Source organism: Chitinophaga niastensis, from assembly GCF_003014755.1.
In the GTDB taxonomy this organism is placed as follows: domain Bacteria; phylum Bacteroidota; class Bacteroidia; order Chitinophagales; family Chitinophagaceae; genus Chitinophaga; species Chitinophaga niastensis.
Genome location: NZ_PYAW01000002.1, coordinates 608,592 through 630,809 on the forward strand (window position 1 = coordinate 608,592; position 22,218 = coordinate 630,809).

At 44.4% G+C, this 22,218-nt stretch carries 18 protein-coding genes; 15 read left to right on the forward strand and 3 right to left on the reverse strand.

Features of this window, described 5'->3' with window-relative positions:
• Positions 1 to 87 precede the first annotated feature (87 nt).
• The gene (locus CLV51_RS11100; RefSeq protein WP_106528100.1) at positions 88 to 1,227 is read left to right on the forward strand and encodes an NAD(P)/FAD-dependent oxidoreductase; all 1,140 of its coding nucleotides are present in this window, start codon (positions 88 to 90) and stop codon (positions 1,225 to 1,227) included.
• Here the strand turns inward: CLV51_RS11100 and CLV51_RS11105 are convergent.
• Positions 1,224 to 2,273 carry a DUF481 domain-containing protein gene (locus tag CLV51_RS11105; protein ID WP_106528101.1) on the reverse strand — a complete coding sequence of 350 codons (1,050 nt, stop codon included), beginning with the start codon at positions 2,271 to 2,273 and terminating at the stop codon, positions 1,224 to 1,226. The two genes, CLV51_RS11100 and CLV51_RS11105, sit on opposite strands and share 4 nt — an antisense overlap.
• A gap of 118 nt (positions 2,274 to 2,391) precedes the next feature.
• Here CLV51_RS11105 and CLV51_RS11110 point away from each other — a divergent pair, with 118 nt between their 5' ends.
• The 6 genes from CLV51_RS11110 (at position 2,392) to CLV51_RS11135 (ending at position 11,765) form a co-directional block, all read left to right on the forward strand.
• Positions 2,392 to 4,776, forward strand: coding sequence for a glycoside hydrolase family 95 protein (locus CLV51_RS11110; protein WP_106528102.1), 2,385 nt, complete (start codon positions 2,392 to 2,394; stop codon positions 4,774 to 4,776).
• Positions 4,777 to 4,998: 222 nt separating this feature from the next.
• Entirely contained in the window at positions 4,999 to 6,684 is a 1,686-nt protein-coding gene (locus tag CLV51_RS11115) for a sodium/sugar symporter (RefSeq protein WP_106528103.1), read from the forward strand.
• Between the two features lie 112 nt (positions 6,685 to 6,796).
• The gene (locus tag CLV51_RS11120; protein ID WP_106528104.1) at positions 6,797 to 8,275 is read left to right on the forward strand and encodes a xylulokinase; all 1,479 of its coding nucleotides are present in this window, start codon (positions 6,797 to 6,799) and stop codon (positions 8,273 to 8,275) included.
• Positions 8,276 to 8,314: 39 nt separating this feature from the next.
• Entirely contained in the window at positions 8,315 to 9,643 is a 1,329-nt protein-coding gene (gene xylA, locus CLV51_RS11125) for a xylose isomerase (RefSeq protein ID WP_106528105.1), read from the forward strand.
• 263 nt (positions 9,644 to 9,906) lie between these two features.
• Positions 9,907 to 10,857 carry an aldose 1-epimerase gene (locus tag CLV51_RS11130; protein ID WP_106528106.1) on the forward strand — a complete coding sequence of 317 codons (951 nt, stop codon included), beginning with the start codon at positions 9,907 to 9,909 and terminating at the stop codon, positions 10,855 to 10,857.
• Between the two features lie 188 nt (positions 10,858 to 11,045).
• On the forward strand, positions 11,046 to 11,765 hold the full coding sequence (locus tag CLV51_RS11135) for a carboxypeptidase-like regulatory domain-containing protein (RefSeq protein WP_106528107.1): 720 nt from the start codon (positions 11,046 to 11,048) through the stop codon (positions 11,763 to 11,765).
• Between the two features lie 202 nt (positions 11,766 to 11,967).
• On the opposite strand, the gene CLV51_RS11140 is transcribed toward CLV51_RS11135, so the two are convergent.
• Together CLV51_RS11140 and CLV51_RS11145 are read right to left on the reverse strand one after the other, a co-directional pair.
• Positions 11,968 to 13,062, reverse strand: coding sequence for a S1C family serine protease (locus tag CLV51_RS11140; protein WP_106528108.1), 1,095 nt, complete (start codon positions 13,060 to 13,062; stop codon positions 11,968 to 11,970).
• Positions 13,063 to 13,075: 13 nt separating this feature from the next.
• On the reverse strand, positions 13,076 to 13,651 hold the full coding sequence (locus CLV51_RS11145) for an RNA polymerase sigma factor (protein ID WP_106528109.1): 576 nt from the start codon (positions 13,649 to 13,651) through the stop codon (positions 13,076 to 13,078).
• Between the two features lie 130 nt (positions 13,652 to 13,781).
• Here CLV51_RS11145 and CLV51_RS11150 point away from each other — a divergent pair, with 130 nt between their 5' ends.
• From CLV51_RS11150 to CLV51_RS11185, 8 genes are all read left to right on the forward strand, one after another.
• Positions 13,782 to 14,036 carry a hypothetical protein gene (locus tag CLV51_RS11150; protein WP_106528110.1) on the forward strand — a complete coding sequence of 85 codons (255 nt, stop codon included), beginning with the start codon at positions 13,782 to 13,784 and terminating at the stop codon, positions 14,034 to 14,036.
• Between the two features lie 598 nt (positions 14,037 to 14,634).
• A complete protein-coding gene (locus tag CLV51_RS11155) occupies positions 14,635 to 15,459 on the forward strand; it encodes a prephenate dehydratase (protein WP_106528111.1) in 825 nt (274 codons plus the stop codon).
• 8 nt (positions 15,460 to 15,467) lie between these two features.
• The gene (locus CLV51_RS11160) at positions 15,468 to 16,631 is read left to right on the forward strand and encodes a pyridoxal phosphate-dependent aminotransferase (RefSeq protein ID WP_106528112.1); all 1,164 of its coding nucleotides are present in this window, start codon (positions 15,468 to 15,470) and stop codon (positions 16,629 to 16,631) included.
• On the forward strand, positions 16,628 to 17,470 hold the full coding sequence (locus CLV51_RS11165; RefSeq protein ID WP_106528113.1) for a prephenate dehydrogenase: 843 nt from the start codon (positions 16,628 to 16,630) through the stop codon (positions 17,468 to 17,470). The genes CLV51_RS11160 and CLV51_RS11165 overlap by 4 nt, the downstream gene beginning before the upstream one ends.
• 35 nt (positions 17,471 to 17,505) lie before the next feature.
• Positions 17,506 to 18,609, forward strand: coding sequence for a chorismate mutase (locus tag CLV51_RS11170; protein ID WP_245898681.1), 1,104 nt, complete (start codon positions 17,506 to 17,508; stop codon positions 18,607 to 18,609).
• 110 nt (positions 18,610 to 18,719) lie between these two features.
• Positions 18,720 to 19,745, forward strand: coding sequence for a 3-dehydroquinate synthase (aroB, locus tag CLV51_RS11175; protein WP_106528114.1), 1,026 nt, complete (start codon positions 18,720 to 18,722; stop codon positions 19,743 to 19,745).
• A 40-nt stretch (positions 19,746 to 19,785) separates the two neighbouring features.
• Positions 19,786 to 21,051, forward strand: coding sequence for a 3-phosphoshikimate 1-carboxyvinyltransferase (aroA, locus tag CLV51_RS11180; RefSeq protein ID WP_106528115.1), 1,266 nt, complete (start codon positions 19,786 to 19,788; stop codon positions 21,049 to 21,051).
• 92 nt (positions 21,052 to 21,143) lie between these two features.
• Entirely contained in the window at positions 21,144 to 22,145 is a 1,002-nt protein-coding gene (locus CLV51_RS11185) for a chorismate synthase (protein WP_106528116.1), read from the forward strand.
• Positions 22,146 to 22,218: the final 73 nt, after the last annotated feature.

The window sequence follows — 22,218 nt, forward strand, 5'->3', positions numbered from 1 at the left end:
TCATGGCACTTATTTAAAGGGAGAGGTGGCTATGTTACCGGTGGTTGGTGGTTTTGTAGGAACTGTGTAAATCAATAAATTGTTTTCATGCTTAGCTATTGGGAAAAACAAAGTTTGTTGCACTACGATTACATCGTGATTGGTAGCGGTATTGTTGGTTTATCCGCTGCTATCAGTGTAAAAGAAAAGGCCCCGCAAAGCCGGGTAATGGTACTCGAAAGAGAAGTGCTGCCAACCGGCGCCAGCACTAAAAATGCCGGCTTCGCCTGTATCGGCAGTCTCACGGAAATACTCTCCGATTTACAAAGCATGCCTACCGAAACGGTGCTCAACCTGGTAGCCATGCGCTCAGCCGGATTACATTTGCTCCGCCGGCGTTTGGGAGATGATAACATCGGATACCAGGAAAACGGCAGCTATGAATTAATAGGAACCAGGCAGGAATGGGCATTGCAGCAGCTGGAGGAAATCAATAAAATGATGGGCTTCCTTTTTAATAACCTGCCAGCATTTACCATTACGAATGAAAAAATAAACGACTTCGGTTTTGAAAAGAAATATGTAAAAGCCATTATCCGGAATAATTTCGAAGGGGAATTACATACCGGTAAAATGATGCGCGCCCTGATAGACCTTGCTATTGCAAAGGGCGTGGAAATCAAGACGGGGTGCCAGGTAAGCCGGGTAGATGATTTTCATACAGGCGTCAACGTTATAGTACCTAATCATACACTGAAAGAAGAAATTGTTTTCACCGCCAGCAAAGTAATGATCTGCACCAATGCATTTACGCGACAGCTGTTGCCGGAAGAGGATGTTATCCCTGGTCGCGGCCAGGTGCTGATAACCGCGCCGGTAAAGGATTTACCGTTCAAAGGCATTTTTCACCTGGAAGAAGGATATTATTATTTCCGGGAACTGAATGGCTGCGTATTGCTGGGTGGCGGCCGGCAGCTGGACTTTGCAGGTGAAACATCCACCGATTTTCATTTTAACGACCGGATACAGCATGAGCTGGAAGTATTGCTGCATACGCTTATTCTGCCGGGAAAGGCAGTTATTGTTGCCGACAGGTGGACCGGCATCATGGCCTTTGGCAAAACCAAACAACCTATTGTACGCAGCCATACAAAAAATATTATCCTGGGTGTGCGCATGGGGGGCATGGGCGTAGCTATTGGCTCAATGATCGGAGAAAAACTGGCGATTATGGCAGTTCACAGCTAAAAGCTATAACCAACACCAAATACAAAGCTGTAATCAAATTTGGTGAAAAAATTAAGCGGCGGGCGGCTATCATAACTATTGTAAAACACCAGGTTGATGCTGAACGAATCAATGATGTCGTAAGCAGCCCTCACTAAGCCTTCTCCCCGAATTCGCCCGCCCTCGTTTAGCCCGAAGAAAACACCCTGTACCAGCTGTAATCTGAAATTATTATCATTCAGTAAAAACAAATCATATTTTAAGATGAGCGGAGCTTCCAGTATACCCGTTCGTAACCTGCCCTGGAAGGCGCTTTCCTGGTTAGTCACCAATCCACCGATAATACTGGCAGTCATATTACTGCGCACAAGTAACGTGTTGCTGATTCCGGCTCCTTCCACAAACCGTTTGGCAGTACCCAGTTCCTGGTTGCGCTGATAACTAAACAAGCCCACGGCCTGCCAGGAAGGCGTGATGTAGTAGCCCGGTGTGAACCATACATATTCCCTGATCCGTTTGGTGCCGCCTTGGGTAAACCCTGTAATGCCCGTCACGCTTAATTCTGCTCCGAATGTACCATCAAAATAAGTAAGGTCATTGTAAGTATTTAATACACCCAGCTGTGCAGATTTGGTGAATACATATCCCAGGGCCAGTGTACCAGACAGGTTATTAAAAAAACCGGTATCATAAGAAGCAACCTGCGAGAGTTCCTGCAATTGAATGAGCAGGGTATCTTTCGCTGTTTGTATTTTCACCATACCGCTATCGGCTTTTCCCAATGTGCCGTAATAAACCATTTTACGAATGGTTTCTATCCGGTAAGTGTAGCTGCTGGCGGTGAGGGTACTTATTTTGTAGCGTTCTATTTCCTGGTCATTCAGGTCATCTGATGAAAAAGAGATCATTCCCTCTTTTATTTGATCCAGCTCTCCGGATAACGTTAGCCCGCTGCTGAAATACAGGGTATCGGTCGACTGGGCGCTGAGTTTGGAGCTGCATAGCAGCAACAGCACCAGGCTGGCTATAAACAAGGGCCTATAGAAAGGGAGAGTGGTCTTCTTCATTATTATCACCAAACAACCGATCGTTACAGAATGTTTTTGTAACCTTTCCTGATACTATATTCTATTACACTTGTAATCGACAAGCCGGTTTATTATATTTATCATTCATCTCCACGTTATGAAATACAGATTGCCTTTTTTCCTGTTTATGCTCACTGCTTATGCAGCTAATGCGCAACAACAGCCTTTAAAATTATGGTATAAGCAACCCGCCACTAAATGGATGGAAGCCTTGCCTGTAGGTAATGGTCGTCTGGGAGCTATGGTATATGGCCATCCGGAAGCAGAAACAATCCAGGTAAATGAACAAACGCTCTGGGGTGGTGTGAAGTATAATGATGCCAATCCCAACAGTTTGCGTGTGCTCGATTCCGTTAGAAGCCTGTTGTTTGCCGGTAAACCCGCTGCAGCGCAGGATCTGGCATCGCCAAATATGATCGCGGTTGATGGGGAAAATGCCACGAAGTTATTAGGCCACTTCCGATCTTATCAAACGCTGATGAACCTGCATATTCTTTATGGTAAGAAAACGGTGAGTGCCTACAGGCGGGAACTGGATCTTACTACAGGTATTGCTGGCAGTCAGTTTACAGCCAATAATAACACCTATACGCAGGAGGTATTTGCTACCGCGCCCGGAAATGTAATAGTGGTAAGGATAAAGTCGGGTAAGCCTCATGGGTTACAAACCACGCTCTACCTGGATCGCCCGGATACTAAAAACGCTGCCACCCTTTACAAGGATTGCAAATCCGGCGTATGGGAAGGAAATAAACTATTGCTACAAGGACAGATCATAGATAAGAATGAAGGAGAGGACCGTGGTCCGGAAGGCAGGCATATGAAATTTGCCGGCGTAGTAACCGTGCGGCAACAGGGCGGAAGCCTGCTGGCCAAAGGGGATAGCCTGGTAGTAACCGGGGCTGATGAAATAGTGCTGTTGATTGATGGCGCTACCAACTATGATTTCAGCCATCTCTCGCTGGATGAAAAAGCTGACCCAGTGCAGAAATTGCAGACAGCCATAAAAAAGTATAGCCGTATAGGTTATGACCAGCTGAAGCAGGAACATATTAAAGATCATAGTTCCTTCATGAACCGGGTAGCGTTTTCGCTCGCAGATACTACGGTTGATAAACCTACCGATGAAAGGCTTAACGCAGTAAAAAATGGGCAGTACGACGCACATCTCACGGTATTGTTATTTCAATACGGCCGCTACCTGCTGTTAGGTAGTTCCCGCAAACCCGGTGTACTGCCGGCTAACCTGCAGGGGATCTGGAATAATCATATCGATGCGCCCTGGGATGCCGACTTCCATACCAACATCAATCTGCAAATGAACTACTGGCAGGCAGAAGAAGGGAATCTGTCTGAAACCACTGCGCCATTAATAGCTTTTATGGATCATATCCGGGAACAGGGACGTATCACTGCCCGTAAAATGTACGGTGCCAGAGGTTGGGTCATGCATCATGCCACAGATGCCTTTGGTAAAACAGGATTGCAGAACGAGATGTATTACGGCACTTTTCCTATGGCTACCGCCTGGATGTGCATGCACATATGGGATCATTATGATTTCACACGGGATAAGAACTACCTGGCCAACACGGCCTATCCGATAATGCACGAACATGCCTTGTTTATTAAGGACTTCCTGGTAAAGAGCCCGGAAGGCTACCTGGTAACAGCGCCGGCTTACTCCCCGGAAAATTCCTATAAAGATCCGGCAACCGGGAAGGGCGCGTCGCTCACCTATGCACCTACCATGGATAACCAGATTATCCGGGAGTTTCTGCAACGGTATATAACGGCTGCGCATATATTAAAAAAGGATATTGCTTTTGCAGACAGCATGCAGCAGGTGATGGCGCAATTGCCGCCTACGCGCGTGGGTAAAGATGGCCGCATCCTGGAATGGATCAAAGAATATGACGAAGAGGAACCCGGTCACCGGCATATGTCGCACCTGTTCAGCTTATATCCTGGTTCACAGATCAACGCATCTACACCGGAATTATTTGCAGGCGCCCGTAAATCGTTGGAGTACCGCCTGGCACATGGCGGCGGACATACCGGCTGGAGCCGCGCCTGGATCATCAATTTTTATGCACGTTTGAAGGACGGAGAAAAGGTATATGAAAATGTACAGGCACTCTTTAAAAAATCTATCAATTCAAATTTATTCGATGATCATCCTCCATTCCAGATAGATGGTAACTTTGGCAGCGCTGCCGGCATCACGGAAGCGCTCATGCAGAGCGGGGACAATACCATTGAATTACTGCCTGCGCTGCCGGCAGCCTGGAGCCGCGGTGAAATTAAAGGTATCCGCGCAAGAGGCGGATTTGAAGTAAGTATGGCCTGGGAGAATAATCAATTGACCAAAGCCACTATCAAATCACTGACTGGTGAAAAGGTAACGGTAACGTATAAAGGAAAATCAGTGGCCATTCAACCGGCTAAAGGAGTGGAAATGAGCGTGGAGAAACAGCTTTAAACGAAAGGGCAGGTATCTTTTGTGTAAGTAAATGGTATCAAATGTTTCTTTTTTTGTTAATGCGCTATGATAAGTGATTAAAATTTATAGTTTTGATCTGCTAAAACCGCGGCACTTGTCGCGGTTTTACTTTTCCACGTTAAAATAGTATTTGTAAGCGTAATTTTTACATTTATTCAGTATATTGATCCGCAAATTTTTTTATAACCACGTTTGAACGTTATGCAAACAAAATCCTTACACATTTTTGATTACCTGGTCTTCCTGGTATATTTTGTAATAGTGGCCGGCTACGGATACTACATTTATCGCCGGAAGAAGAAGGCGACCACAGATTCAAAAGACTTTTTCCTGGCGGAGGGTTCCCTTACCTGGTGGGCTATTGGTGCATCTCTTATTGCTTCCAATATTTCTGCGGAACAGTTTATCGGGATGTCTGGAAGCGGCTTTAGTATCGGGTTGGCTATTTCTACCTATGAGTGGATGGCTGCGGCCACACTGATTGTAGTAGCGGTATTTTTCCTGCCCATTTACCTGAAAAATAAGATCTATACCATGCCCCAGTTTCTGGAGCGAAGGTATAATCAAACGGTAAGTACCATCATGGCTGTGTTCTGGCTGTTATTGTATGTGGTGGTAAACCTTACCTCTATTCTTTACCTCGGGGCATTGGCGGTATCTACTATTTCCGGTATCAACTTCTATGTATGTATGGTGATGCTGGCCTTCTTTGCCATCTTGATTACTTTAGGAGGTATGAAGGTGATCGGCTACACCGATGTAATACAGGTATTTTTCCTGATCCTCGGTGGTTTGGCTACTACTTACCTCGCATTGCAGCTGGTATCTGAGCACTTTGGCCAGACAGGTGTATTGAAAGGGTTCTCCCTGTTAACAAAACATGCCAGCGATCATTTCCATATGATCATTCAGAAGGAAAATCCAAAATACCTGGATCTGCCCGGATTGGCGGTATTGATTGGTGGTATGTGGATTGTGAACCTGAACTATTGGGGATGTAACCAGTATATTACGCAACGTGCACTGGGTGCTGATCTGAAAACAGCCCGCAGTGGTTTGCTTTTTGCCGGTTTCCTGAAATTGTTGATGCCGGTGATTGTTGTATTACCTGGTATTGCTGCTTATGTATTGTACACGCAAAATCATGGCGACTTTGCGCAATCTATGATGAAGGGTGGTGCAGTGAATGCGGATAATGCTTATCCGGTATTGTTGAACCTTTTGCCTGTTGGTCTGAAAGGATTGGCATTTGCTGCCTTAACAGCTGCGGTAGTGGCTTCTCTGGCGGGTAAAGCCAATAGTATTTCTACTATATTTTCGCTGGATATTTATAAGAAGATATATAATAAAGAAGCTGATGAGAAGAAGATCGTAAGCGTAGGTCGTATTGTGGTTGTAATCACCATGATCATCGCCATTGTGATCTCCAACTTCCTCGGAATCGATAAAAAAGGTGGCTTCCAGTTTATTCAGGAATATACCGGCTTCGTATCACCAGGTGTATTTGCCATGTTTACCCTCGGATTTTTCTGGAAACGTACTACCTCCAGCGCAGCTATGTTTGCGATGATAGGTGGTTTGTTCTTTTCTTTCTTCCTGAAATTTATACCGGCAGGGATAGACCTGCATCCATTACACGAGTTTGGTTTTTCCGCATTGAACCCCGATACTGGCTTATGGGAAATGGCTTTCATTGACCGTATGGGCATTGTATTCCTCTTGTGTGTAATTGGTATGGTGATCATCACCTTGTTAGATAAGAAGAGCGTAAACAATCCCAAAGGACTGGCTATCGACAGCAGCATGTTCAAACCCAGTACTGGCTTTACGGTTGGGGCATTGCTGATCATAGGTATCCTCATTGCTTTATACACTGTATTCTGGTAGTAAAAAGATTTTTTAGTTAGATATCTTACTTAATAAAAAGATGTTTATTGAGTAAGATATCTAAGTAACAAAATGGATAAGTAATAACTTATTATCAATAACTTTTCACGTTATGTACTTTATAGGATACGATATTGGGTCCTCTTCCATTAAGGCAGCATTGCTCAATGCCGATACCGGTGTTTGTGTAGCTACCGCTACGAGCCCCGACAAAGAAATGGTGATTGAGGTGCCTCATCCAAGCTGGGCAGAACAGGATCCGGAGAGCTGGTGGCAGGAAGTGGTTCATGCCACAGGAATTTTGCTAAATCGATTTACAGTTGATCCCACACAAATAAAAGGTATTGGTATTGCTTACCAGATGCATGGGTTGGTGTGTGTAGATAAACATCAGCAGGTGTTACGTCCCGCTATAATCTGGTGCGACAGTCGCGCGGTAGATACCGGTAATGCAGCTTTTAAAACTTTGGGAGATAAATACTGTTTATCACATCTGCTGAACTCCCCTGGTAACTTTACGGCCTCAAAGCTGCGCTGGATACAGGAGAATGAACCACATATCTACGAACGTATCCATAAAGTGATGTTGCCCGGCGATTTCATTGCCATGAAATTAACCGGCGATGCGTGTACAACAATATCCGGTCTTTCGGAAGGTACCTTCTGGGATTTCGAAGAGAGCAGCGTGTCCAAAGCATTACTGAAACATTATAATATAGACGAAAACCTGTTATCTGCTATTGTACCTACTTTTGGTGTACAGGGGCAATTAACTGCGGAAGCCGCAGCTACGCTGCAACTGGCGGCAGGTACACCAGTTACCTATCGTGCGGGTGATCAGCCTAACAATGCATTTTCTTTAAATGTGCTGCAGCCCGGCGAAGCCGCTACTACAGCAGGTACATCAGGCGTAGTATATGCTGTGCATGATAAAAATGCATTTGATCCGCAAAGCCGCATAAATACTTTTGTACATGTGAATAATGAAGACGCACGCACTAGGAACGGTGTGCTCATGTGCCTGAATGGTACCGGTATTGCGAACAGCTGGCTCAAAAATATGATGGGCGATATCACTTACCCGGAAATGAATACCCTGGCACAACAGGCGCCTATTGGAGCTGCAGGCTTACAGGCATTCCCTTTCGGCAACGGAGCAGAGCGCATCTTCGAAAATAAAAATATAGGAGCTACCTTTAATAACCTGAATTTCAATCGCCACCATCGCACGCACCTGTTGCGGGCTGTACAGGAGGGCATTGTATTCGGGCTCAACTACGGAATGGATATTATGGCGGAAATGGATCTGAACATTCATCGTGTAAGAGCTGGTCATGCTAATATGTTCCTGAGCCCTTTATTCCGGGAAGCATTTGCCAATACCGCCAATGTAGTTATAGAATTATACAACACAGATGGCGCCCAGGGCGCTGCCCGTGGAGCGGCTGTAGGTGCTGGTTATGTAGGTCTGGCAGATGCATTCCGCGGTATGGAATGTATTGCTGTAATAGAACCGGATGCTGCACTCCAATCCCGGTACCGCGATGTATATGGCAACTGGCTGAGTGGATTACGTTCTCTCTTGCACTAACGGAAACATATATACGACATTTTAAATCCACAATTTGTTATGAGTATTACATTAGGAAACAACGAGTATTTTAAAGGTATTGGTAAAATACAATTCGAAGGCGCGCAATCTGATAATCCGCTTGCTTATAAGTGGTATGATGAAAACCGCATCATTGCCGGTAAATCCATGAAGGAGCTGTTCCGCTTCGCAGTATCCTACTGGCATACATTCTGCGGCACCGGTGGCGATCCTTTTGGTCCGGGTACTAAAAAATTTCCATGGCTGGCTTCCGCAGATGCTAACCAGAGCGCTAAAGATAAGATGGACGCAGCCTTTGAGTTCATCACCAAAATGGGTCTTCCGTATTATTGTTTTCACGATATCGACCTGGTGGATGAAGGTGCAAACCTGGCAGAATACGAGAGCCGTATGCAACAGATTGTAGCATATGCCAAACAAAAGCAACAGGTCAGCGGCGTAAAGCTGTTATGGGGTACTGCCAATGTTTTCAGCAATCCCCGCTACATGAATGGAGCATCTACCAATCCTGATTTTGCAGTACTGGCATATGCCGGTGCACAGGTGAAAAATTCACTGGATGCTACTATTGCGCTGGGTGGAGAAAACTATGTATTCTGGGGTGGTCGCGAAGGTTATATGACCCTGCTGAATACAGACATGAAACGTGAACAGGAACACCTGGCCCGTTTCCTCACTATGGCCCGTGATTACGCGCGTGCACAGGGTTTCAAGGGAACGTTCTTCATTGAACCTAAACCTTGTGAACCAACCAAACATCAATACGATTTTGATAGTGCTACGGTGATCGGATTCCTTCGTCACTTTGGCTTGGATAAAGATTTTAAACTCAACATCGAAGTAAACCACGCAACACTTGCCGGACATACCTTCCAGCATGAATTACAGGTTGCTGTAGATGCGGGTATGCTGGGCAGCATGGACGCCAATCGCGGCGATGCCCAAAATGGTTGGGATACCGATCAGTTCCCGACAAACCTCAATGACCTGGTAGAAAGCATGCTCGTGATTCTCGAGGCTGGCGGATTTGCAGGCGGTGGCGTAAACTTCGATGCTAAAACACGTCGTAACTCTACTGACCTGGAAGATATCTTCCACGCACATATCGGTGGTATCGATACGTTTGCAAGAGCAGCGGTCATTGCTGAAAAGGTACTTACACAAACTCCGTATAAAAAATTCCGTCATGATCGTTATGCTTCCTTCAACGCCGGCAAAGGCCAGGAATTTGAAGCAGGCAAGCTTACACTGGAAGATCTCCGCAATTTTGCAGCAGCAAACGGAGAACCTAAACAAATCAGTGGCAGACAGGAATGGCTGGAAAACCTGATTAACGCAAGTATCTAATATATTACTGAAGGCCTCCGGCCTTTGTCTTTCCCAGGATTATACTGATTAAGATGATTTTCCTGATTTTGTCTCCCCTTAAAAGGTACACAAATATTATTTCAGTAAGACTATTGAAATAGGTTTTGAATCTATATAAGAAAAAATAAAATCAGGGTAATCATCTTAATCAGTCTAATCCTGTTAAAGAAAAGACAAAGGCCGAAGGCCTTCTTCTTTCGCTGAATTTTTCTATTTTTAGCTGCAATACAAAACATTGAACAATGAAATTTGGCATACACTCTTTTCACGAGGCAGGATTTGATATCATTGCGCTCACAGATCAGCAAACAGGCACCCAGGTAGAAATTATCCCCTCTCACGGCGCAATGCTGCACGCTTTTAAAGTAAAGCATCATCAGGAAACACTGAACCTGATAGATGGTTATAAAAGTTTGCAGGACCTGGAGGAAAATCTCCGCATCAGTTTCAAAAGTGTAAAGTTGAGTCCTTACGCATGCCGCATTAAGGATGCGCAGTATATTTGGGAAGGACAAACCTACAACATCCAAAAAACGATTGCTCCGGGAAACGCCATCCATGGCTTGTTATACGATGCCGCTTTTAGTATCACAGCACAGCAGGCAGATGAGCAGCAGGCAACTGTAACCTTGTCCTACAGCTTTAAAAAGGAAGATACCGGTTATCCTTTTACATACGATTGTATAGCGACCTATACTTTGCGTGCCAACAATGAGCTGCAGGTAAGCACTATCATTGTAAACCACAGCGCAGCCACTATTCCGCTGATGGATGGCTGGCATCCTTACTTCAGTACCGGTACACCGGTAGATGAGCTGGTGCTCACTTTTGCCTCAAAGGAAATAGTAGAGTTTGATGCAAAGCTGATTCCTACAGGAAAAGTATTGCCTTACACCGAATTTATATCCGGCAAAAAACTGGCGGGTGTAGAGCTGGACAATTCCTTTGTGCTGGACTTTACCAACCCACAGCCATTAGCCACACTCCACGATCCGAAGAAAAATATCAACATAACTTTCTATCCCGGCAATAACTATCCGATACTGCAAATATATATTCCACCACACCGCAACAGTATTGCAGTAGAGAACCTGAGTGGTGCTCCTAATGCCTTTAACAACGGGCTTGGACTGGTTCAGCTGGCCGCTGGTGAAAGCAAGACTTTTGATACCCGTATACAGGTTACCTTATAATACTTCCGGTTCCCTGAAATTAGCTTAATATAAAAATCCTTCTGTCTACGGGCAGAAGGATTTTTGTTTTTTTAACACCGGCACATTTTCTTTAATTTGTACTGCGTTAGTGATATGAACAATGTCCATACTGATATGTTTGTAAAGTAGAGGAAGGGATCCAAGCAGTTAAAATTATTAAATAGTATATGAAGGTTTTAGTACGCATCATAGCATTGGGCTGTATTTTCAGTATGGTATCCACACAGCTGTTAAAAGCACAGGTAATAGTTACAGGGATGATATCTGACAGCAACAGGCTGGTGTTGCCTTATGCAACAGTCAGCAATCTCAGTACAGGTAAACGCTCGTTATCAGATCAGGGTGGATATTATAAGATAGCCGCTTCCCGTAACGACCGGATCGCTTTTACTTTTGTAGGCTATCAGCCAGACACCATTACAGTAACGCAAACAACAGGTACACAAACCCTGAATGTTATCATGATAGCAGCAGGTAAGTTCCTGAAAGGAGTAGAAATCACTTCTCAGTATTCTCCATATCAAATCGATTCCATAGAAAGACGCCAGCAATACGGTTATATCCTTGATAAGCCAAATACACAACTGGCTGGTGGAAGCACACCTGAAGGCGCAGGTATTGTATTAAGCCCTATCACGCGTTTTTCAAAAAAGGAAAAGCAAAAGCGGCAGTTTAAGAAGAATTATGAGCAGATGGAAAGAGAGAAGTTCATCGACTCCCGCTTTACGCCACTGCTGGTAAATAAAGTAACTGGCCTCAGAGGTGATTCCCTGCAATTATTTATGCGTGATAATTACCCGGATTATGGCACCATGCGCACATTAGCTTACAACGATCTGCTGTATTGGATTACAGATAGGTACAAGGTATGGATGAATAAAAAATAAAAGGTACTGTCTTACCCAGGATTAGACTGATTATACTGATTACCCCGATTTTATTTTTTGATTATAAAAAGATTAGCGAAGATTAAAGCAGTGATAATACATGCTTCGATCTTCGCTAATCTTTTATAATCTATCAAAATCAAAAAATAAAATCGGGGTAATCAGTATAATCAGTCTAATCCTGGGTAAGACAATACCCGTTTCAATTATAGACTTTCACCATATACACAAAGTCTTCCAGTTTTTTAATCTGGTCTACTCTGTTCAGGCCATCCAGATGGCTCTTGTGGCTCCATTCTCTCCTGGTTTGTTTATCTTTCGGCATTTCATCCAGCAGGTGTTTCAGGTGGGCTGATTTTACTGCAAAAGCAATTCCATCTGAAGTTGTTTGTTTGCCGGTAACGATACCTACTACATCTCCTTTGCTGTCCAGCAGCGGCGCGCCGCTGTTGCCAGGGTTTACAGGTATAGATACCTGGTAAGCGGTAGTGTCGCCGTTGAATCCTGTTTTGGCGCTGATGTAACCTTTGCCATAAACAATTTCATCGCGGGGGAAGCCCATGGTAAATACTTCTTCGCCAAGTTTTACACTTTGTGGTTTTAAAGTGTAGGGCAGGGGTTGACTTTTAAAGGTAGAATCAGCAATTTTTAATATTGCCAGATCGCTGGAAATATCTTCAAATATGCTGACGGCCTTAAAAGCTTCACCTTTATTATTTTGTACGTATACGGAGTCTGCACCGGCTACTACATGGTAGTTGGTAACAATATAACCGTTGCCGGATACTGCGAAACCAGTTCCACCGTAGGTGCCTGGATTTGTCGGCGCTTTACTTTTTTTGTTGATATCATTAATGAGTGCGTTCTGTGAGCGTTGAATATTATTCAGTACCCTTCTTACATCCTCATATTGCGCGGTAGATTTGTTTTTGGCTACATTCTGTAAAATAGCAATGGTAGTCAGGGAAGTTACCAGCGCGATACAGGCAGCTGCAGCGAGGTTGGTAATGGTTTTGCGACGGATGGATAATCTTTTTGCGGTTTGGTTGCCTTCCTGCGCCTGTTTGCGGAGAGTAGGCAGATCCAGCTGCTGGTGGATTTTGTCCATTTGGGCCTGTAAAGCCTGTCGTTGTCCATAGTTACCCAGGTGTTGAAGGAACAACTGATGTTCTTCTACCTGTTTGTTGATCAGTGGGTTAGTATGGCGTAATTCATCGAAAGCAGTTTTTTCCTGTTCGTTCATTTCCCCTTCCAGGTAACGCTCAATTTCACGTAATAAGATCATATCTTCTTTCATGGCCGCTTACTGCTTATAGTGATGTATTATACTGATCAAAAAATAACTTCTTCAAACGCATCAGGCATTTATACTTCTGGTTCTTGGCGTTCTCTGCGTTGGTATAACCAAACTTTTCGGCTATTTCCTGCATAGATTTTTTATGCAGATAATAATCTTCCAGAATGGTCTGACAGGGCTGTCCGATGCTTCCCATCGCTCCTTCCATAATCCTGAACTGTTCATCTTTGGCTGCGTGATCGTCCAGTGCTTCCGTGGCGGGAATAATTTCTTCCAGTTCCGGTGAAAGGGCATACAGACCATAGGTCCGTTGCATTTTTTTAAGCCACAGATGCCGGCAAACCGAATAAAGGAAGGTTTTGAGCCTGCTGCTTAAAGTAAAATCGCTGTTATGCACCTTTTCATATAAGACTATAATCGCCTCCTGAAAAACATCTTTGGCATCATCTTCGGAACCATTGTGCTGAAGAATCATCCTTAATACTACCGGAAAATTCTCTGAATAAATGATTTCCAATGACTTATCATCGCCTTTTGCCAGTCCTAGCAATAATTCCCTGTCTCTTGTTATGTCTTGATTTTGCTTCACTCTTAATACAGTTATAAGGCATTTGGTAACCCAAAGTACCGAAAAAAAATATTTTTAAAATTATGGGTTACCTTTTAGGTGATCCCGGTATAAAGGTTAAATCATTCAAAACAACTTAAATAATTGTAACATGAAGAACGTAATCAAAATCGGTTTCTTAGCTCTTTCTTTTGGTCTGTTCGCAGTTGCTTGCGGTGGTGCAAAAACCGAAACTGCTACTGATTCTACTGCAACTGCTGCTGGTGCTTCTATCGATTCAGCTGCTAAATCTGCAACTGCTGTAATTGATTCTGCTAAAACTGCTGCTACTGCTGTAGTTGATTCTGCTAAAACTGCTGCTAAAACTGTAGTTGATTCTGCTAAATCTGCTGTTAAAGCTAAATAATTAACCCTCGGGTTTTTATAGATAACCGTCCGGCTAAGCCCGGACGGTTTTTTTATGTGCATATCCGTCACGAAAATACGTTTTTGAAAATTATTCAATAATTGCCATCGATTTTTAAAAAATCTGTATTTTTTGATAATAGGCCTTGGATAATTAAAATCGTGCCGTATTTTTGTTCTACACTCAAAAGGAATACAAACAATAACATGATACAACAACAAACGACTTTTGGATTTTTTGGCTTTTATTATTTCTGGTACCAGAAATAGGGAGGTCGTTTGTAAGTAACAAAATATAAAAAAAACTACAAAAAGGCCTTCCGGTAAATCGGGAGGCCTTTTTTATGCCTAACAGCAAACTCAGAAGTAACCGTACTTCTATCAACAAACAAAACAGCATATGTTGCAGCTCAACTTTAGCAATTACTTTTTTTATTATTTCTCTTACTTCTTTTATGCGAAGAAGCCGGGGACTCGTTTGCAATAACATACTTTAAGTATAAAAGTACAAAGCAAAGGGTCCCGATGACGGGGCCCTTTCTGTTTATAATAGCTAGTTGCTACAGCAACTATAAATAAATAAAATCAATCACATACACATGAAAATTGCCATACAAGGGTTTGAAGGATGTTTTCACCAGGTAGCAGCCCGCGGATTTTTCGGTAAGCACTCAGAAGTTGAATGCTGCGCCTCCTTTGCGGAACTGGTAAGGAAAGCAAAACAACAGCCCGATGTGGATGCAGGTATCATGGCCATCGAAAACTCTATCGCCGGCAGCATTTTACCTAATTACAGCCTCATCAAAAACTCAGGACTGCATATCACCGGGGAAATCTACCTGCAGATCAACCAGCACCTGATGGTACTGCCCGGGCAGACAATGGAGGATATCAGAGAGGTACATTCACATCCTATGGCATTGTTGCAGTGTATGGATTTTCTGGAACAATACCCGCATATCAAACTGGTAGAAACAGAAGATACAGCCCTCAGCGCTAAACACGTACGGCAAAAGAAATTGAAAAGTACGGCTGCCATCGCAGGCAAATTAGCAGCAGAGATCTTTGAGCTGGATATCATCGCTCCTAATATTCATACGAATAAAAATAACTATACCCGCTTCCTGGCAGTATCACGTAACAGCGTAGTTACGCCGGAAGATGCTAACAAGGCATCGGTATATTTCCAAACTACCCATGACCGTGGTAGCCTGGCTAAAGTGCTGACCAAAATTGCAGATGCAGGTATTAACTTATCCAAGCTGCAATCCTTTCCTATTCCCGCAAAAGAGTGGACGTATTACTTCCACGCGGATATGGAGTTCGACAATCCGGCGCACTTTGAAAAAGCATTAGCGAAAATAGAGCCGCTCACAGAACACCTCAAAGTGTTAGGCATTTATAAAAAAGGAAAAACACATTAATCAGTTTTATGCAGATACAGGTTGCTAAAAGATTACAAGGCACAGAAGAATACTACTTCTCCAAAAAACTGAGGGAAATAGAGGAGATGAATCAAACAGGTACCAGGGTGATTAACCTCGGTATCGGAAGTCCTGATTTACCGCCGCATCCTTCTGTAGTGGCTGCATTGCACGAAAATGCCGCGCTACCTAACACGCACGCTTACCAGGGATATAAAGGTATTCCTGCTTTGCGCAAAGCGATGGCCGACTGGTATCAACGCTATTACAATGTGACCCTTAACCCGGACACAGAAGTACTGCCGCTGATTGGTTCCAAGGAAGGTATCATGCACATTTGTATGACCTACCTCCAAACCGGCGACGAAGCATTGATTCCTAATCCCGGTTATCCTACCTATCGGTCTGCGGTAAACCTGAGCGGTGCTACTGTAGTGGATTACGACCTGGTGGAAGAAAATGGATGGCTGCCCGATCTGGATGCATTGGCGCAAAAAGACCTGAGCCGCGTAAAGCTGATGTGGGTTAATTATCCGCATATGCCTACCGGCGCTAAAGTAAACAAGGCATTTGCCAATAAACTGATTGCTTTTGCCAAACAACATAACATCCTCATCTGCCATGATAATCCTTATAGCTTTATCCTCAATGAGCAGCCGGAAAGTTTGCTGCAGTTTGAAGGAGCTAAAGATGTGGTACTGGAACTGAATTCACTCAGTAAATCTTCCAATATGGCAGGCTGGCGTATAGGCATGCTCGTTGGTAAAGCGGAGTGGATAGCGGAAGTATTACGCTTTAAAAGCAATATGGATTCCGGGATGTTTCAACCCATGCAAATGGCAGCTGTAAAGGCTTTGCAGCTGGGGAAAGAGTGGTACGACGACCTGAATAAAATTTATCGTGCACGTCGCGAAAAAGTATTTCAGATACTGGATATACTGCACTGCACCTACGATAAAAACCAGGTGGGTTTGTTCGTATGGGCAAAGATTCCGGTGTCTAACGAAAACGGCTATACGCTGACAGACGAAATACTGCAAAAAGCCCGTGTATTCATTACACCCGGAGGTATATTCGGTAGTAACGGTAACGGCTATATAAGGGTAAGCCTTTGCCAGGATGAAAAGGTTTTTCAGGAAGCGATTGACCGCATCAAAACAAACGTAAAATGATTGCAACAATAATAGGAACTGGTCTCATTGGTGGCTCGCTGGCCATTACGCTGAAGGAAAAAGGCGTGGCAGAGCGGATCATCGGGGTAGACCAGGACGAAGCACACCTGCAGCGGGCCGTAGAGCTGAACATCATCGACGAAGGCGCAACGCTGGAAGAGGCAATGCAACGCGCCGACCTAATAGTATTGGCCATCCCCGTGGATGCTGTACTAAAGGTATTGCCCGGCCTTATGGATAAAGTACGCCCTGGTCAGGTGATTATGGACGTAGGTTCTACCAAAGAAAAAATATTACAACTCGTTGCCGGTCATCCTAACCGGGGCCGCTTTGTAGCAGCCCATCCGATGGCTGGTACCGAGTATTCCGGCCCCGACGCTGCTGTACGTAACCTGTTCATGCATAAAACCATGGTATTATGCGATGTGAAAAACAGTGATGAGGATGCGCTGGAATTAGTAGAGAATATGGTAGACCAGCTGCAGATGCGCACCGTATATATGAACGCGGAAGAGCATGATCTGCACACGGCTTACGTATCTCACATCTCACATATTACCTCCTTTGCGCTGGCATTAACGGTGCTTAAAAAGGAAAAGGAATCAGGACGCATCTTTGAACTGGCCAGCGGTGGTTTTGAATCTACCGTGCGCCTGGCCAAGAGCTCGCCGGATATGTGGGTACCTATCTTCAAGCATAACCGCAACAATGTGCTGGACGTACTGGAAGAACATATCAACCAGCTACAGCAAATGAAATCGCTGTTGGAAGAAGAAGACTACGATACCTTTTACAAATTGATTCAAAAATCGAATAAAATCAGGAAGATCCTGAAGTAATTAAATTCTAATAATCTCCTTAACTTAATACTACTATGGTACAGACAATGGAACAGATATTATCCAAAACCAAATTCTCCGATCCGTCTTCCGATAAAAAGCCGTTGATCATCTCCGGCCCCTGCAGCGCAGAAACGGAAGAACAAGTATTAGCTACTGCACTGGCCCTGCAAAAAACAGGTAAAGTAGACGTGTTACGCGCCGGTATCTGGAAACCCCGCACCCGCCCGGGTTCCTTTGAAGGTATTGGTACCAAAGGTCTGGCATGGTTACAGAAAGCCCGCGAAATCACTGGTCTGCCTTTAGCCGTAGAAGTAGCTACTGCCAAACAGGTTGAAGATGCACTGCATTTTGGTGTGGATATTCTGTGGGTTGGTGCCCGTACTACAGTAAACCCTTTCTCTGTACAGGATGTAGCCGATGCACTGAAAGGTGTGGATACCACTGTATTAATTAAGAATCCTATCAATCCTGATCTGGAACTGTGGATTGGTGCGGTAGAAAGAATTCAGAAAGCAGGTGTCACCAAAGTTGGTTTGATACACCGCGGGTTCTCCAGCTATGGCAACACCCAATACCGCAATGCCCCCATGTGGCACCTGGCTATTGAGCTGAAACGCCGTATGCCTGAGTTGCCTATGATCTGTGATCCAAGCCATATTTCCGGTCGCCGCGATATTTTACAGGAAGTTTCCCAGGAAGCTATTGACCTGGATTACGATGGCCTGATGCTGGAAACACACGTTGATCCGGATAACGCCTGGAGCGATGCCAAACAACAGATCACACCGGAAAAACTGTCTGAACTGCTGGATGCTATTGTATGGAGAAGAGAACATACTGATAAAAAAGATTTCAACGCTGCACTGGAAAAACTGCGTTCGCAGATCAACCAGGTAGATGATGAAATTATGCTGTTGCTTGGCAACCGTATGAAGATTGCTGAAAAAATCGGTCTCTACAAAAAAGAAAATAACATCACCATCCTGCAAACAAACCGTTGGAATGAGATCCTGGACCGCAACATTGCAAAAGGAGAAAAACTGGGCCTGACCAAAGAATTCATCCTGAAATATTTCGATGCAGTGCACCTGGAATCCATCAACCGTCAGAACAAGGTGATGAATGAAGATAAATAAATAGCTGTTAGCTGGTAGCATTTAGCTTTTAGTGATTATATAACGTATATGACTAAACGCTAAATGCTGTCGCTGAACGCATTTACTAAAAGCTAAAAGCTAACCGCTAAATGCTAAAACAAACGCACCAATTCCAGCAACAGGCAACTACCTATTTTTTAGGAGAAAGCCTGCTGCAACTGGGCAATCACGTAGACAGGAACAGGGCCGTACTGGTAATAGATGAAAATGTGGAACGGCATCACGGTCATCATCTGCACAACTGGAAAAAAATAGTGGTACCGGCTGGTGAAGAAGTGAAGAACATGGCCACCGTTGAAAAAATCATCGACGGACTGATAGCACATGAGGCAGACCGCAAAACTACGCTGGTAGGCATTGGTGGCGGTATGATCACAGATGTGGCCGGGTTTGCTGCCAGTATTTATATGCGCGGTATTCCTTTTGGTTTTGTGCCAAGTACGTTGCTCGCGCAGGTAGATGCTTCCATTGGAGGCAAGAATGGTGTGAGCCACGGTAAACATAAAAACCTGCTGGGTACTATCCGTCAACCGGAATTCATTCTCTTCGACTATACTTTACCGCTTACAATGCCGGCAGAAGAATGGCATAATGGTTTTGCAGAGATCATCAAATACGCCTGTATCATGGATGCAGAGCTGTTTGACTACCTGGAAGCCAACAAAGAAAAAGCATTGTTGCGCGATGTGGCCATACTGGAATACCTGGTGGAGAAATCAGTAGACGCAAAAACAAAAGTGGTGCTGGAAGATGAGTTTGAGAACGGACCACGACGCTGGCTTAACTTTGGTCATACGCTTGGACATGCGGTAGAAAAGCTGGAACATATTGCACACGGCAAAGCGGTGGCAATAGGCATGATAGCCGCTACCCGTTTTTCTGAAAAGCTGATGGGATTGCCGCAGGATCAAACCCTGCGTCTGATAAAACTGATCAGCGATTACCAGTTACCGGTAGCATTTACTTCTGATAAAGAAGAAGTCTTTGATATCTTCAAACTGGATAAGAAACGTGAGAAAGATGCGATACATTTTGTGTTGCTGGAGAAGATAGGAAAGGCTACCACCATGCCCATACCTATTGCAGAACTGAAGTTGTTACTGCAGGAGTTGTAAAATTTTTTCTAAACAAATTAAAGGCGGACGAAATATACATATGCAAGTTACTGTATCACCAGCCATCATTAAAGGCACCGTTACGGCCAATCCTTCCAAGAGCGCTATGCAGCGTGCTGTGGCAGCGGCTTTGCTGGCAAAAGGGAAAAGTATTATCCGTAACCCCGGTCTGAGCAATGATTGTCTGGCAGCACTGGAAGTGGCGGAGAACCTGGGCGCTAAAATCAAGAGAGAACATGATCATTTTGAGATCACCAGCAACGGTGTACAACCGTTTTATGATGAGATCAATTGTGGCGAATCAGGATTAGGTATTCGTATGTTTACACCTATCGCTGCATTGTCTTCCCTGCCTATCACCATCGTTGGACATGGCAGCCTTACTACCCGTCCTATGAACTTCTTTGAAGAAGTGCTCCCACAGCTGGATGTGAAATGTGCTACACAGGGCGGCAAATTACCACTGCATATTGAAGGCCCTTTACAGCCTAAAAATATCACCATCGACGGCTCCCTGAGTTCCCAGTTCCTGACAGGTTTGTTGATGGCTTATGGTGCTGCTGCTGAAAATGTGACCATCACCGTAAAAGATCTTAAAAGTAAACCATACATTGCGTTAACTCTGCAACTGATGGCGCACTTTGGCGTACAGGTGGAAGAACAAAATTTTGAGCAGTTTCATTTCGGAAAAAAACAGGCATATAACGCCTGCGACTATACGGTGGAAGGAGATTGGAGTGGTGCCGCATTTTTGCTGGTAGCTGCGGCTGTAGCAGGTAAAGCAGAAGTACATCACCTGAATACTTCTTCTGCACAATCTGATACGGCTATACTGGAAGCATTGGAGAAAGCTGGTGCCCGGCTGATGTCCGGCGTATTTACGGTGAATATCGAAAAAGGTGCACTCAATGCTTTTGAAATGGATGCTACCGATTGCCCGGATTTATTTCCGCCGCTGGTAGCATTGGCTGCTAACTGCAACGGTACTACGAAAATAAAAGGTGTGAGCCGTTTGGCCCACAAAGAAAGTGATCGTGGTATAACTTTGCAGCAGGAGTTTGGTAAGATGGGTATTAAAATAGATTTGCAGGGAGATATTATGCTGGTGCACGGCGGCACCGGTATCAAAGGGGCGCAGGTACATTCACACAACGATCATCGTATTGCGATGGCTTGTGCTGTAGCTGCACTTACAGCAGACGGTCCGGTAGTGATTAAAAATGCAGAAGCCATCAATAAATCATATCCGGAATTTTACGATCATTTGCAGTTATTGGGAGGCAAGGTAGCTGTTGAAAGCGTTTAGCATTTAGCTATCAGCTTTTAATAATTCCCTTTTTATACTAATGGCTAATGGCTAACAGCTAATTGCTATTTTTCACTTTAAATCATTAGCGTGTGAACAGTTTTGGTAGAATATTCAGGGTAAATGTTTTCGGAGAGTCACATGGCGCCAGTGTTGGCGTAAATATAGACGGCATACCTGCCGGTATCCCGTTGCAACAGGAAGATTTTCTGGCGGATCTGGAGCGTCGAAAAGGCGGTTCCAGAGGTACTACACCCCGTAAGGAAGAAGATCTCCCTTTCATAAAATCAGGCGTATTTAATGATCGTACTACAGGGGCACCTATTACTATTCTCTTTGAAAATAATAATACCCGCAGTACGGATTATGAAAAGCTGCGTGAATTTCCGCGTCCCGGCCATGCTGATTTTGTAGCAACCGAAAAGTTCGGTGGCTTCGAAGATTACCGTGGTGGCGGGCATTTCAGCGGGAGACTTACCTTAAACCTGGTGGCTGCCGGCGTAATTGCGAAAAAGATTTTAGGAAAAGATATACAGGTAAATGCTACCATCACGGAAGTAGGTGGTTATGCAAATCCTGAAGAAGGACTGGAAGCGGCTATTGCTGCCAAAGATTCTGTAGGCGGTATTGTAGAATGTGTAGTGAACGGACTTCCCATTGGTTTGGGCGAGCCGTTTTTTGATTCACTGGAATCAGCACTGGCACATGCAGTATTTGCAATTCCTGCTATCAAAGGCATTGAATTCGGTTCCGGTTTTGCTGCGGCAAAAATGAAAGGACTGGAACATAACGATGCTATTATTGATAAATCCGGTAAAACGGCTACCAATCATGCTGGTGGCATAGTAGGAGGTATTTCTAATGGCAATCCGCTGGTATTTCGTATCGCTGTTAAGCCTACGTCCAGTACGCCAAAAGAACAGCAGACCCTCAATATCAAAAGCGGAGCTGTAGAAACCTTTAGTGTTAAAGGTCGCCACGACCTATGTATTGCTTTACGTGTACCCGTTGTACTGGAGGCCGTAACAGCAATGGTGCTGGCGGATTTTATACTGCTGGAACAGCGCAGGCCGCGCGTGTGGAAAGCGGAGTAGCAGCCTTCGGCTGTAGAAATTGTCTTTCTCCCGATTTTGATGATTAAGATGATTTTTCTGATTCTTTTTGTTT